This is a genomic window from Hydrogenophaga sp. L76, assembly GCF_057654755.1.
In genome coordinates, this window is record NZ_CM172807.1 from 3,472,130 (window position 1) to 3,486,813 (window position 14,684).

Here is a 14,684-nt window from a genome sequence, read left to right on the forward strand (position 1 = left end):
GTTTCAGCGTGGCAGCAACACCAGACATGGCCATGCCCACATCCTATCCATCGCCGGAAAACCGAGCCAGCCCGGCCAGCCCCCGCCCGGCTTCTATCATCCGGGCCATGCCGCACAAAAACACCCCAGGGAACCCCGCCACCGCCGACACCGGCACCGACAGCGCCGCCCAGGCCTTCATCAACCGCTGGAAGGGCGTCACCGCTTCCGAGCTGTCCACTTCGCAGAGTTTCGTCATCCAGCTGTGTGAGCTGCTGGGCGTCGAAGCGCCGCACCCCACGCCCGAACAGAGCTACATGTTCGAGCGCCCCATCACCTTCCAGCACGGCGACGGCTCCACCAGCGCCGGCCGGGTGGACTGCTACAAGCGCGGCCACTTCGTCTGGGAAAGCAAGAAGCTCAAACTCGGCAAGACGGCCGGCGTGCAGGCGCAGCAGACCCCCGACACCCCGCCCGTCACCACCAAAGCCTTTGACGACGCGCTGCTGCGCGCCCGCACCCAGGCCGAAAACTACGCCCGCGCGCTGCCCGCCACCGAAGGCCGGCCGCCCTTCGTGGTGGTGGTCGATGTCGGCCACGTGATCGAGCTCTACGCCGAGTTCACCCGCTCCGGCGCCACCTACACCCCCTTCCCCGACCCGCGCAGCCACCGCATCCGCCTGGAGCAGCTGGCGCAGCCGGCGGTGCGCGCGCGGCTCAAGGCGCTGTGGACCGACCCGCTCAGCCTCGACCCCTCGCGCATCAGCGCCAAGGTCACACGCGCCGTCGCCGCCGAGCTGGCCGAGCTGGCCCGGAGCCTGGAGGCCGCCGGCCACGCGCCGCAGCCCGTGGCCGCCTTCCTCACCCGCTGCCTCTTCAGCATGTTTGCCGAAGACGTGGGCCTGCTGCCCGCCCATGCGGACGGCAGCGGCAGCTTCGTGCAACTGCTCAAGGCATACCGCGAACAGCCCGCCACCCTGGCGCAGATGCTCAAGGTCTTCTGGCAGGGCATGGACGTGGGCGGCTTCAACGCGGCAATAGCGCGCGACGTGCTGCGTTTCAACGGCAAGCTCTTCAAGGGCGCGGGGGTCGATGGCTACGTGCTCCCGCTCAGCACCGCGCAGATCGACGGCCTGCTGCGCGCCGCCCGGGCCAACTGGCAGGAGGTGGAGCCCGCCATCTTCGGCACCCTGCTGGAACGCGCGCTCGATCCCACCGAGCGCCACGCCCTCGGCGCCCACTACACGCCGCGCGCCTATGTGGAGCGCCTCGTGCTGCCCACCGTGGTGGAGCCGCTGCGCGCCGACTGGGCCAACGCCCAGGCTGCGGCCGTGGTGCTCGCCCGCGAGGCCGATGAACTCGAAGGCAAGAAGCGCGAAGCCAAACTCGAAGAAGCCCGCGCCGAACTGCGCCGCTTCCACCACCAGCTCTGCACCACCCGCGTGCTCGACCCAGCCTGCGGCAGCGGGAACTTTCTCTACGTCACGCTCGAACACCTGAAGCGCCTCGAAGGCGAGGTGATGAACCAGCTCGAAGCGCTCGGTGAAACGCAGGACCGCCTCGGCCTCGAAGGCGAAACCGTCACGCTGCAGCAGCTGCGCGGCATCGAGCTCAACCAGCGCGCCGCCGCCCTGGCTGAGCTCGTGTTGTGGATCGGCTGGCTGCAATGGCATGTGCGCACCCGCGGCCTCGCCAGCGTGGCCGAGCCCGTGGTGCACGACTACGGCAATATTGAAAACCGCGATGCCGTGCTCGCCTACGACCGCGCCGTGCCCGCGCTCGACGCGAGCGGCCAGACCATCACGCGCTGGGACGGCGTCACGTTCAAGAAGCACCCCGTCACCGGCGAAGACGTGCCCGACGAAGCTGCGCAGGTGGTGCAGTGGGCCTATGTGAACCCACGCCCCGCGCAGTGGCCGGCGGCCGAATTCATCGTCGGCAATCCGCCGTTCATTGGCGACAAGCGATTGCGTCTCGCGCTGGGCGATGGCTACGTGGATGCGCTGCGCTCCACCATTGCCGAAGTGCCGGACAGCGCCGAGTTCGTCATGTACTGGTGGCACCACGCAGCATCGCTCGTGCGCGCAGGCGCCGCGCGGCGCTTCGGCTTCATCACCACCAACAGCCTGCGCCAGACCTTCAACCGTCGCGTGATCGAGGCGCACCTGAGCGCGCCCAAGAACCCGCTCACGCTCGCCTTCGCCGTGCCCGACCACCCGTGGGTGGACAGCGCGCAGGGCGCGGCGGTGCGCATCGCCATGAGCGTGGGTACCGCCGCCGAAGAAGAGGGACGCCTGCTCACTGTGAGCGACGAGCGTGCGACAGATAGCGAAGAAGTGGAGGTGCGGCTCGACGAACAACGGGGCCTGCTGCACGCCGATCTGCGCGTGGGCGCCAACGTAGCGGGTGCACGCGCGCTTGCGGCGCCGGCTGGCATTTCGGGCAACGGGGTCATGCTGGCGGGTTCGGGCTTTATCGTCAGCCGAGAAGAAGCCGCTGCACTTGGGCTAGGAGCAACGCCTGAACTGGAACGCCACATCCGCGAGTACCGCAATGGGCGCGACCTGATGGCCACGCCGCGCGACGCGATGGTGATCGACCTGTTTGGTTTGAGCGCCGATGACGTGCGTCAGCACTTTCCGGCGGTTTTTCAATGGGTCACTGAGCGCGTGAAGCCCGACCGCGACCAGAACAACCGGCCACGTATCCGCGACTACTGGTGGTTGTTTGGCGAGCCACGCCGGTTGCTGCGTGCCGCATTGAATGGTCTGCCGCGTTACATCGCCACCGTCGAAACCGCCAAGCACCGCACGTTTCAATTTCTGGATGCGTCGGTGCTGCCCGACCACATGCTGATTGCCATCGCGAGTGCCGATGCGTTGCACCTCGGCGTGCTGTCGAGCCAGGTCCACGTCGAATGGGCGCTGGCCGCAGGCGGTCGCCTTGGTGTCGGCAACGACCCACGCTACAACAAGTCGCGCTGCTTCGAGCCTTTCCCCTTCCCCAGCGACGACACCGGCCTCACGCTCGCGCTCACCGAGCGCATCCGATCACTCGCCGAGCAGCTGGACGCGCACCGCAAGGCGCGGCAGGCGGTGTTTGACACCGTCACGCTCACGGGGCTCTACAACGTGCTTCACAAGCTGCGCCGCGGCGAAGCGCTCACCGCCAAAGACAAGGCGCTGCACGAGCAGGGCCTGGTGAGCGTGCTGCAAAGCCTGCACGACGAGCTGGACGCCGCGGTGTTGATGGCCTACGGCTGGAGCGACCTGGGCGCAGTGCCGTGGGGCGACGAAGCGGCCCGCGCCGCGTGGACCGAGACGCTGCTGGAGCGGCTGGTGGCGCTGAACGCCAAACGCGCCGCCGAAGAAGCCACCGGCACCGTGCGCTGGCTGCGCCCCGAGTTCCAGGACCCGGCGCGGCGCGCGGCCGCCGTTGCGGCCCTGGCGCCGCAGCCCGGGCAAGCCGGCATCGCCGGTGTGGAGACGCAAGCCGAGGCCGAAGCCCGCGCCGACGAGGCCGAGGCCGTGGAGGCGGATGCCGGCGCAGGCTCAGCCGGGGAAACCGCACCCAGGACTGTTGCCACAGCCACCACCCAGCCCTGGCCGCCCACGCTGCCCGAGCAGGTGCGCGCCGTGGCACAGCTGCTGGGCGCCAGCCCCGCGCCGCTGCCGCTGCCGGCCATCGAAGCCAGCTTCAAAGGCAAAGGCCCCTGGAAGAAGGGCCTGCCCCGCATCCTCGACACCCTCGAAGCCCTGGGCCGCGCGCGCCAGGAGGGCGGCGGCTGGCGGGGGTGAGCGTGGGTGGTCACACCTGGTGACCACGCGGCACCTTCCCGGCCACCGCACCCGGTGACAGGGCCCGCCAGGCGGCGCTGGCGTGGCCTTCAGCCGGGGGTCAATCAATTCGGTTACAACTACCTGCAGGCTGCGGTGCGTGGTGGTGCCCGGACACAGATGAATACGAGGGGTGCAATGTGATCTCGCGTTGGCGATCGATGGTGATGGCGGTGGCTTTGTTCACGGTCCTGGCGGTGGCCGTGGTCTGGGGCCTGAGCCTGAGGCTGCAGGAACAGTTGCGCGAGCAGGTGATCGACCGGGCCGAGGCGCGCAGCGTGCAGCTGGCCGATGCGATGGGCGGGCAGGTGGAGGCCTTGTTCACCCTGGTGGATCGCACGGCGCTGGATCTGCGCGAGCTCTGGCGGGCCGACCCCCACGGTTTTGAGCTGGGGGTGCGCGAGGCGCTGGATGCTTTGCCGGCGGGGCTGGTTTCGCATGTGACGGTGGTGAATGCCCAGGGTTTCGCGGTCTACAACAGCCTGGGGGTGGCGGACGGCACTTTCATCGGGGACCGGCCGCACTTCCGGGCGCTGAGCCAGGGGCCTGACCGGCTGGTCCTGGGTGAGCCGGTGCTCGCGCGCCTGAACGGGCGCTGGCTGTTCGTGGCAGGACGCGCGCTGTGGCGCGATGGGCGTTTTGACGGCACGTTGCACCTGCTGCTCTCGACCGACTATCTCGCTCGCAAGCTCGGGCGCCTGACGCTGTCGGATCAGGATCTGGTGGGTCTGGTGCACCCCGGTGGCCGCCTCCTCGCACGCAGCCTGGACAACGAGGTCGCCATGGGGCAGTCGGTGCCGCCGGATCGGCCGTTTCTGGCGCAGCCCCAGCTGCGGCAGGGCAGCTTTCGCCAGACGGGTGCGGTGGATGCGGTGACGCGCCTTTACGGCTGGCAGCGTCTGGCGGACTCGGGGGCTGTGGTGGTGGTGGGGCTGTCCGATGCGTCGGAGCTGGCGCCGCTGGCGCCTTCGCGCCAGCAGGCGATGGCGTTGACGGCTTTGCTGTCGCTGGCGCTGGCGGGCATCGGCGCGGGCATGGGGTGGCTGCTCCGGCGCGTGGAGCGCGCCCGGGCGGCGGTGGCGCGCAGCGAGCAACGCCTGAAGGCCGCGCAGCGCATGGCGCACGTGGGGCACTGGGAGTTCGACATCCGGCAGCGCCAGCTTTTGTGGTCGGACGAGGTGTTCCGCATCCTCGGCCGCGATCCGGCAACCACGTCACCGGGCGTCGGGTGCTATGCGTCCAGCGTGCACCCGGAAGATCGGGACCGCCTGGACATGGCGTTCAAGGAGGCGGTCCGCCTGCGCACGCCGCTGGACGAGGTGCACCGCATCCAGCGGCCCGATGGCGAGGTCCGCCATGTGCGCCTGCTGTGCCTGACGGACTGCGAGGGTGGCGAGGCGGTGCGTCAACACGGCACGGTGCAGGACATCACCGAGTTGCGCGAGACGCAGTGTGCGCTGGTGCGGCTGAACGCCGATCTGGAGCAGCGGGTGAAGCTGCGCACGAAGGAGCTGGTGGAGCTCAACCGCGAACTGGAGGCGTTCACCTACAGCGTCTCGCACGATCTGCGCACCCCGCTGCGCAGCATCCACGGCTTTGCCTCCCTGCTGCAGGAGTCCGAAGCCGAGCGCCTGACGGACGAGGGGCGCACCTCCCTGCGTCGCATCCAGGACGGCGCCCGCCGCATGGGTGTGCTCATCACCGATCTGTTGTCGATTGCCCAGCACAGCCGGGCGTTGATCAGCCACGAGGCGGTGGACCTGAGCGAGATGGCGCGCGGACTGGTGGCGGAGTTCACACGTGCCGAGCCCGACAGGCAGGTGCAGTGGCACATCGAGCCGGGTCTGCGCGTCAAGGCGGACCCGACGCTCATGCGCGTGGTGTTGCAGAACCTGCTGGGCAACGCCTGGAAGTACACCGGGCAGACGCCACAGGCACGGATCGACTTCACCCGCAGCGAGGCGGCCAACGGGCAGGTGGCGTTCTGCGTGCGCGACAACGGGGCGGGCTTTGACATGGCCTATGCCGATCAGCTGTTCCAGCCTTTCAAGCGCCTGCACGCGCACCACCAGTTCGAGGGCTCGGGCATTGGTCTGGCCTCGGTGCACCGGGTCGTCCAGCGCCACGGCGGCAGCGTGCGCGGTGAGGGCGCGGTGGGGCAGGGGGCGGTGTTCTGCTTCAGCTTGCCGAAGGAGGTACCGGAGGCCGCGGCCCTGTTCACCGGATGAGGGCACACGGACCCCTCCGCACACCACCCGCGGGTATGCGAGCGACGGCTCACGCGAGGGGATGGATCCGGGCACAATCGCCGCTTCGTTCATGACGGCATGGTCTGGCGCACTTTCTTGCGCTGGCGGTGTCGGTCCTTGCTGACAGCCCCGGCACACCGCGCTCCTTCGGGCGCAGCTGCCACCGCCCCGAAGCGCCCCCATGGGCCCCGGCGGGCCGGGAGCCACTGACACATCGGACCGAACCGCCGCCGTTTTCTGCTTCGACCCCTCGGCTGCGCCGGTATCTGCTACCCCAGGCCGCCCGCTTGTGCGGTAGATTGGTGCCGTTGTGCCTTGCCAGCGGCCGACGGGACGGCCCTTTTCCTGGAGGAGTGATCTCATGCAACTCATCGTCTCGGCCGGTTTGATCCTGGCCATCGTCCTGTGGGGCGTCATCGCCCCGGCGTCGCTGGGCGGGGTGTTCGACACCGCGCTGGCGGCCATCACGCGCAACTTCGGCTGGTTCTACCTGTGGGTGGTGCTGGGCCTGGTCGTGCTGGCGCTGGTCCTCGCGTTCAGCCGCTACGGCGACCTGAAGCTCGGCGGCGAGGACGACGAGCCGGAGTTTTCCATCGGTGCCTGGTTCGCCATGCTGTTTGCCGCAGGCATGGGTATCGGCCTGGTGTTCTGGGGCGTGGCCGAGCCGATTTCCCACTACGGCGCGCCGCCACCGGGTATTGCGGTCAACACACCGGAGGCGGCCAACGCCGCCATGCGCTACAGCTTCTTCCACTGGGGGCTGCACCCCTGGGCGGTGTACAGCATCGTGGCGCTGGCGATCGCGTTTTTCCAGTTCCGGCGGGGCGGCTCGGCGCTGGTGAGCACGGCCGTGGAAGCGCTGCCCTGGGCGCTGATGAAACAGATCGGCCCGCTGGTGAATGTGCTGGCGGTGATTGCCACGGCGTTTGGCGTGGCGGCTTCGCTGGGCATGGGCGCGTTGCAGATCAACAGTGGCCTGGCCGCAGTGATGGGGCTGCCGGTGAGCGGTGCATCGCAGGTGGGCATCATCGTGGTGACGACGGTCCTCTTCCTGACTTCGGCCGTGACCGGTGTGACCAGGGGCATCAAGTGGTTGTCCACCTTCAACCTGATCGTCGCCAGCCTGCTGGCGCTGACGGTGTTTGTGGTGGGCCCGACGGTGGCGATCATCGACACCTTCACCAACACCCTGGGCAGCTACCTGAGCGAGTTTGTGCGCATGAGCCTGCGCATGACGCCCTTCCGTGACAGCGGCTGGGTGGGTGGCTGGACGGTTTTCTATTGGGCCTGGTGGGTGAGCTGGTCGCCTTTCGTGGGCCTGTTCATCGCGCGCGTCTCGCGTGGACGGACCATCCGTGAGTTCATTCTGGGCACGGTGCTGGCGCCCACGCTGGCGGCGTTCGTGTGGTTCTCGGTGTTCGGCGGCACGGCGCTGCACCTGCAGATCATGCAGGGCCTGCCGATCAGCGAGGCGGTGAACGCCGATGTGTCCACCGCGCTGTTTGCCATGTTCGACCAGTTGCCGCTGGGCGGGCTGATGACGGGCGTGGCCACCGTGCTGGTGCTGGTGTTCTTCGTGACCTCTGGAGACTCGGCCACGCTGGTGCTGGGCATGATGAGCACCGGCGGCGACGAAAACCCGGGGCCCCGGGTGAAGATCGTCTGGGGCCTGCTGGTCTCGGGCATCGCCATCAGCCTGCTGCTGGCCGGCGGCGTGAAGGCGGTGCAGACGGCAACCATCGTGTTCGCGCTGCCGTTCACGCTGGTGATCCTGCTCATGGCGCTGGCGCTCTGGCGCGGCGTGCGCGAAGACTGGAACGAGGAGCAGCGGCGCGACCGCGCGTTGCGCCGGCGCATCCGCGACATGGTGGAACGTCCGCCTGCCGCCTGAACGCGCCCTGATCCCATGACCATCGAACTGCTGCTCGCGCTGGGCAAGAGTTTCCTGTTCGTCTTTGCGGCGCTGCTGCCGATCCTGAACCCGGCGGCCACGGCACCGATTTTCCTCGGCTTGACCGAGGGCGCTTCGGACGGCACGCGGGCGCTGCTGGCGCGGCGCATCGCGCGCAACATGTTCGGGCTGATGCTGGGCTCGATGCTGATCGGTTCGTTCGTGCTGGAGTTTTTCGGCATCTCGCTGCCCATCGTGCGGGTGGGGGGTGGTCTGATCCTGGCGGCCACGGCCTGGCGACTGCTCACCGCCACGCACGCCACGGTGGACAGCCGCACCGAGCTGGCCGAGTCGTTCACGCCCGAAATGGCACGGCGGCAGGCCTTTTATCCGCTCACGTTCCCGATCAGTTGCGGGCCGGGTTCCATTGCAGCGGCCATCACCGTGGGTGTGTCGCTGCACGACCAGCGGCTGCTGCTGTCGCTCGCGCGCATGGGCGGCGGCGTGCTGGCGCTGCTGGCGGTGGGGGTTTTGCTGTACCTGGCGTTTCGCTACGCGCAGCGCCTGCTGCGGCCCTTGGGCGAGGCGGGCACGGTGATCTTCCTGCGCCTGTCGGCGTTCATCCTGCTCTGCCTGGGCGTGCAGATCGTGTGGGACGGGGCGAGCGAGCTGGCGCTGGGCTTGTTGCGGGAGGCGGCGGCCGGCTGATGCGGGTTCGCCATCCCGGCGACGGCTGCGCAGCCGCACCGGGCGGTGAGCGGGTCAGGCCGCGCCACGCTGCGCCAGAAACGCCAGCACGGCCTGCGTCGCGGTGGACGGATCGGCAAAACCTTCGTGGGTGCCCTGCAGCGCCAGCAGCGTGGCGCGTGCGCTGCCTTTGTGCTGGATGAGCTGCTGCGCATCGGCGAGCGGCACGGTGGTGTCTTCAGTGCCGTGCAGCAGCAACACCGGGCACAGGGCCTGGCCCAGCGTGGCCAGCGGGGCGATGCGATCAAAACGCGCACCGATCACCGACTCTACGTAGCGATTGACCAGCCAGCCCAGCGGCCAGTAGGGCACGCGGCGCAGCGCGAGCCAGCGGCGCATGACCCATTCGGGGTGCGCAAAGGCGCTCACGCTCACCGCCGCGGCCAGCCCCGGGCGGCGCGAGGCCACCAGCAGCACGGCGGCGGCGCCCACCGAGTGGCCGAGCGCGGCGATGCGCTGCGGGTCCACGCCGGGCTGGGTGGCGAGCCAGTCGAGCGCGGCCTCCAGGTCTTCGGCGAAACGGGGCAGGGAGCTGTGGCCGGTGCGGCTGCTGCGACCGTGGTTGCGCGATTCGGGCAGCAGCACAGCGAAGCCTGCCGCGTGCAGCGCCTGCGCGGCGGGCAGCAGGGTGCTGGCGTTGCCGCCCCAGCCGTGCAGCAGCACCACGGCGGGCGCGGGGTGCGGGGCCGATGCGGGCGCGGGCAGGTACCAGGCAAACAGATGCTGGCCGGCGGCGCCGGGAATCTGCACCTCGTGCGCGCGCAGGCCCAGCTCGGCCGGGGTCGGGCCATCGGTGCTGGCTTCGGGCGCCAGGCTGCGGTGCAGCACGTGGCGGGCACCGAACAAGGCGGCACCGAGCAGGCCGAGACCGATCAGCAGCGGCACCATCAGAAGGATCCGAAGGCCGTGCCCAGCAGCACCACGACCACCAGCGATAGCACGGGAATGGCCACCGCGACCACGAAGATGTCGGCATAGGCCTGGCGGTGGCTGAGGCCGCAGATGCCCAGCAGGGTGATGACGGCGCCGTTGTGCGGCAGGGCGTCGAGCCCCCCGGTGGCGATGGCGGTGACGCGGTGCAGCAGATCGGGCGCGATGCCGGCGGCCTGACCCATGGCGAGCCAGGTCTCGCCCAGGGTCTGCAGCGCGATGCTCATGCCGCCCGAGGCGGAGCCGGTGATGCCGGCCAGGATGTTGACGGCGATGGACATGCTCACCAGCGGGTTGCCGGGCGCGATGCCGAGCACGGCGTCGCGGATCAGCGCAAAGCCGGCGAGCGAGGCGATGACGGCGCCAAAGCCGACCTGCGAGGCGGTGTTGAGCAACGGCAGCACCGAGCTGGTGGCGCCGGTCTCCAGCGTCTGGCCCAGATCGGGCAGGCGCGCGCGCTGCAGCAGCACCAGCAGCACGATGGCCGCGGCGAGCGCGGTGGTCACGGCCCAGATGCCGCGCAGGTTCTCGATGCGGGTGCTGCCGTAGCGCGGCTCGGCGAGGTAGGCGGTGTCGAGCGCGGGCAGCAGCCAGGTGGCGAGCAGGTAGTTGAGCGCGATCACCAGCACCACCGGGGCCATGGCGCGCGCGAAGGCGCTGCCGCTCAGGGCATCGGGCGGCGGGTGGCCTGCGGTGCTGGCGCGTGCGGACGTGGCGTTGGCCGGGTCCTTCAAGGCCGAGGACTCGCCAAAGCCTTCGCCGCGCGCCTTGGCGCTGGCCGCGCGGCGCATGAGCCACAGCGTGCCCAGCACCAGCATCACCGCGCCGCCGATCAGGCCCAGGCCGGGCGCGGCGAAGGGCGTGGTGCCGAAGAAGGGCATGGGGATGGCGTTCTGGATCGCGGGCGTGCCGGGCAGCGCGGTCATGGTGAAGGTGAAGGCGCCGAGCGCGATGGTGCCGGGAATGAGCCGCTGCGGCACGTCGGCGCGGCGGAACAGCGCGGCCGCGATCGGGTACACGGCAAAGGCGACCACGAAGAGCGAGACGCCGCCGTAGGTGAGCACCGCGCAGGCGAGCACGATGGCCAGGATGGCGCGCTGCACGCCCAGCGTTTTCACGATGGCCTGCGCGATCACGGTGGCGGCGCCCGAGTCTTCCATCAGCTTGCCGAACACGGCGCCGAGCAGGAACAGCGGGAAGAAGGCGATCACGAAGCCGCCCAGCGCGGGCATGAAAACCTGCGTGTAGCTGGCGAGCAGCGGTGCATCGGGGCTGAACAGCGCCGCGAGCAGGGCCATGAGCGGTGCAAGGATGAGCACGCTCACGCCGCGGTAGGCCAGCGCCATGAGCAGCACGAGCGCGAGCAGGATGCCGAGGATGCTGGTCATTCGAAAACCTCCGTCCTTCGGACTGCGATGAGAGAGCGCTTCGGGCGGCCGTGCGCGGGGTTCATGGGTTCAGCGCCTGAAAGATGTCGTGGCTGCTGCGCTGGCCGATGTCTGATCGGTGCGCCGTGAGCCACTGGTCGGCGGCGGCATGGCCCAGGTCGTGCAGGCGGTTCAGGAACGTCAGCGAGGTCTGGGTCTTGCTGCCCGCGCCCAGGGTGCTGAGCGAGGCGCCGCCATCGATCAGGTGCAGGCGCAGCGCCTCGGCGCGCTGGAACAGCGGGTTGCGGTATTGGTGGCCGGGTCGGCCTTCTTCTTCAATCAGGCGCTTGAGCAGCGCGATGGAGCGCAGTTCTTTCAGCAGGCTGGCGTTGAAGGTCACTTCGTCGATGCGGTCCAGGATGTCGCTGGTGCGGGTGGGCGGTTCGGGGCGTTCGCGCGGGTTGATCTGAACCAGCAGGAGATCGTCGGCCGGGCTGTCGGTGATCAGGGGCATGAGCGAGGGGTTGCCGGCGTAGCCGCCGTCCCAGTAGGCCTCGCCGTCGATCTCCACCGCCTGGAACAGCCGCGGCAGGCAGGCCGAGGCGAGCACCATGTCGGGGGTGAGTTGAGCCTGGTCAAACACGCGCAGCGCGCCGGTGCGCACCTGTGTGGCGGCGATGTACAGGCGGGTTTTGTGGCAGGCGCAGACGCGTTCGAAGTCCACCGTCTCCACCAGGATGTCGCGCAGCGGGTTGAGGTTCAGCGGGTTGAGCTGGTAGGGCGAATACGGGCTGACCGCCAGCTGCGCCGCCTGTTGCCAGGGCGCCAGCAGCGCCTGCATCCAGGGCGTGTGGCTGCCCAGCAGGGCGTTGAAGGGGTTGTTTTCCAGGTGGTGGAAGGGCGAGGCTTCGGCCACGCGTTGCCAGAAGCGCCGCAACACGCGCTGCGCGCCCTTGCGCCCGCCTTCCATCAGGCCCGCGGCCAGGGCCACGGCGTTCATGGCGCCGGCGCTGGTGCCGCTGATGGCGGCGATCTCCAGCGACGCGTCGTCCAGCAGGCGGTCCAGCACGCCCCAGGTGAAGGCGCCGTGGGAGCCGCCGCCCTGCAGGGCGAGGTCGATCAGCTGGTGGTCGCCGGAAGGGCGGGCGGGACGGCGGGTGGCGGGCTTGCGTCGGGTGGCCATGGAATGCTCTTGGATGTCGTTGTGGTGCATTGTGCAGTGCACAAGTTGCGCGCCCTGCCACCACCCGCACGAGACCGTCTGGGACAATCGCCTTTTGACCCCGGCCCCGCATGACCACTCCCTCCGATACCCCCGACGTTCCCGCCGTTGAAGCCGAGGCCCTGCCGTCGGGCCCGCTCGCCCGCGAGGCGCTGGCCCTGGCCGCCTTCGACCACGTGGTGTCGCACGCGGCGGGCTTTCGCGCGCGTCCCGGCCAGCGCGAGATGGCGGCGCTGATCGCGCACACGCTGAGCGGCGTGAGCCTGGGCGACGGCTCGGTGAGTGGTGAAGCCGGTTTGCCCGAGCGCGGCATCGCGGTGGTGCAGGCCGGCACGGGCGTGGGCAAATCGGCGGCGTACGTGTCCACCGTGATCCCGCTCGCGCTGGCGCAGCAGAAGCGCGTGGTCATCTCCACCGCCACGGTGGCGCTGCAGGAGCAGTTGATTGCCAAGGACCTGCCGGCGCTGGCCGCGGCGCTGCCCGAGCCTTTCACCTATTCGCTCGCCAAGGGGCGTGGCCGCTACGTCTGCCGCCTGAAGCTCGACCAGCTGAGCGGCGGCGACGCGGCGAGTGCCGACCTGTTTGAAAGCGACGACGCCAGCGAGACCACCGACGGCTCGGCGGCCGGCATCGCGGCGCACACCGTGGCCTCGGCCGCGGCCAGCGCGCGCGCCGCCGAACGCTGGGGCGAACGCGCCAAGGTCTATGCGAAGTGGACCGGGCAACTGGACGGCGGCACCTGGGACGGCGACCGCGACCGGCTCGACGAGCCGCCCGAAGGCGAACTCTGGAGCCCGGTGGCCGCCGAGCGCCACAGCTGCACCGCGCGCCACTGCCCGAGCTACAACAGCTGCAGCTACTACCAGGCGCGCGCGAAGCTGGCGCAGTCGCAGGTGATCGTGGTGAACCACGACCTGCTGCTCTCCACGCTGGGCCTGCACGCGCTGCCCGCGCCCGAAGACTGCTACCTCGTGTTCGACGAAGCGCACCACCTGGGCGCGGTGGCTCAGGGCCAGTTCAGCGAGAGCATGGACCTGATGCGCAGCCAGTGGCTGGACCGACTGCCGCGCGCGGTGGATGAGGTGGCCGGCGCGATGCAGCACACGCCGGGTGTGGACGTGGCCACGCTGGCGCGCGAGATGAAAAGCGCGCAGGGTGAGCTGGCGCGGCTGGCGATGGCGCGCATCGGCGCGCTCCCGGCGTGGGCCGCGCTCACCGGGCGCGCGCCCAGCCGCACGCCGGCGCGTGGCGGTTTCGACGCCGCGGGCGCACCGGTGGTGGATCGCTTCGAAGGCGGCGCGCTGCCGCCGGACTGGATGGAAACCGTGGCCTTGCTGCACAGCCGCGCCAGCGCGCTGCTCAAGGTGATGGAAGCGCTGGCCACCCAGCTCAAGGCCAACGCGCGCGACAACCCCGGCGACGCCGCGCGCTGCGCCCGGCTCTACAGCCGCCTGGGCGTGCTCGCGCCGCGCCTGCAGCACGCGCAGGCCACGGCCGAACTCTGGCTGCAGGACCCGACCTCGGGCCAGCCGCCGCTGGCCAAGTGGCTCGAAGCCGGCATCCAGCACGGCCTGGTGACGCTCACCGCCCATGCCTGCCCGCTGCAGCCCGGCAGCCTGCTGCGCCACCAGCTCTGGAGCAAGGTGCGCGCGGCGGTGGTCACCTCGGCCTCGCTCGTCACCTGCGGCGGGTTTGATCACTTTCTGCACGAGTCCGGTCTGGCCTACGACGACGCCGTGGTGGCGCGCGAGGTGCAGAGCCCGTTCGACCACGCGCGCCAGGGCCGCCTGGTCGTCGTGCAGACGCAGGCCGATCCGAAAGATGTCGAGGCCTACAGCCGCGAAATGCTCGATGCGCTGATGGACGATCTGGCCGGCGTGCAGCGCGGTGCGCTGGTGCTGTTCACTTCGAAAGCGCTGATGCGGCGCGCGCAGGAACTGCTGGAGCGCGGCATGCACCGCGAGCTGCGCGACAAGGTGCTGGCGCAGGGCGAGGCCTCGCGCACGCAGTTGTTGCGCCAGCACGCCGAGCGTGTGGAAGCGGGCGGTGCGTCCATCCTGTTCGGCTTGCAGTCGTTTGGCGAGGGGCTGGACCTGCCGGGCGAGCTGTGTGAATGGGTGTTCATCACCAAGCTGCCGTTTGCCTCGCCCAGCGACCCGGTGGGCCAGGCGCGCGCCGACTGGCTGAAGGCGCAGGGGCGCGACCCGTTCAGCGAACTGGTGGTGCCCGCCACCGGCGCGCGCCTTCTCCAGTGGACCGGCAGGGCCTTGCGCAGCGAGACCGACGAAGCGGTGGTGGTTTGCTACGATGCCCGGCTGCTGCGCCAGTCGTACGGGCGGCGCATGCTCAAGGGCTTGCCGCCTTACCGTCTGCAGCGTCGCGTGGGTGCGGTGCTCACCGATGTGAGCGCCTGAGTTCAAAGCCCACGCTCCGTTCGGGCCGAGCCTGTCGCAGCCACCACCT

At 70.0% G+C, this 14,684-nt stretch carries 8 protein-coding genes; 5 read left to right on the top strand and 3 right to left on the bottom strand.

The window, feature by feature from the left end:
• Positions 1–107 precede the first annotated feature (107 nt).
• From AC23D4_RS17000 to AC23D4_RS17015, 4 genes are all read left to right on the top strand, one after another.
• Positions 108–3,776, top strand: coding sequence for a class I SAM-dependent DNA methyltransferase (locus AC23D4_RS17000; protein ID WP_472886762.1), 3,669 nt, complete (start codon positions 108–110; stop codon positions 3,774–3,776).
• Between the two features lie 212 nt (positions 3,777–3,988).
• On the top strand, positions 3,989–6,043 hold the full coding sequence (locus AC23D4_RS17005; RefSeq protein WP_472886763.1) for an ATP-binding protein: 2,055 nt from the start codon (positions 3,989–3,991) through the stop codon (positions 6,041–6,043).
• A 382-nt stretch (positions 6,044–6,425) separates the two neighbouring features.
• Positions 6,426–7,955: a BCCT family transporter gene (locus AC23D4_RS17010; RefSeq protein ID WP_472886764.1), complete on the top strand. Its 1,530-nt coding sequence runs from the start codon at positions 6,426–6,428 to the stop codon at positions 7,953–7,955.
• Between the two features lie 15 nt (positions 7,956–7,970).
• A complete protein-coding gene (locus AC23D4_RS17015) occupies positions 7,971–8,663 on the top strand; it encodes a MarC family protein (RefSeq protein WP_472886765.1) in 693 nt (230 codons plus the stop codon).
• Between the two features lie 54 nt (positions 8,664–8,717).
• Here the strand turns inward: AC23D4_RS17015 and AC23D4_RS17020 are convergent, their stop codons facing one another.
• The 3 genes from AC23D4_RS17020 to AC23D4_RS17030 form a co-directional block, all read right to left on the bottom strand.
• On the bottom strand, positions 8,718–9,590 hold the full coding sequence (locus AC23D4_RS17020) for an alpha/beta hydrolase (protein WP_472886766.1): 873 nt from the start codon (positions 9,588–9,590) through the stop codon (positions 8,718–8,720).
• Positions 9,590–11,020 (bottom strand): GntP family permease, encoded by a 1,431-nt coding sequence (locus tag AC23D4_RS17025; protein WP_472886767.1) that lies wholly within the window; start codon positions 11,018–11,020, stop codon positions 9,590–9,592. Before AC23D4_RS17025 ends, AC23D4_RS17020 begins: the two co-directional genes overlap by 1 nt.
• A 61-nt stretch (positions 11,021–11,081) precedes the next feature.
• The gene (locus tag AC23D4_RS17030) at positions 11,082–12,182 is read right to left on the bottom strand and encodes a patatin-like phospholipase family protein (RefSeq protein WP_472886768.1); all 1,101 of its coding nucleotides are present in this window, start codon (positions 12,180–12,182) and stop codon (positions 11,082–11,084) included.
• A gap of 110 nt (positions 12,183–12,292) precedes the next feature.
• On the opposite strand from AC23D4_RS17030, the gene dinG reads away from it, so the two are divergent.
• Positions 12,293–14,635, top strand: coding sequence for an ATP-dependent DNA helicase DinG (gene dinG, locus AC23D4_RS17035; RefSeq protein WP_472886769.1), 2,343 nt, complete (start codon positions 12,293–12,295; stop codon positions 14,633–14,635).
• Positions 14,636–14,684: the final 49 nt, after the last annotated feature.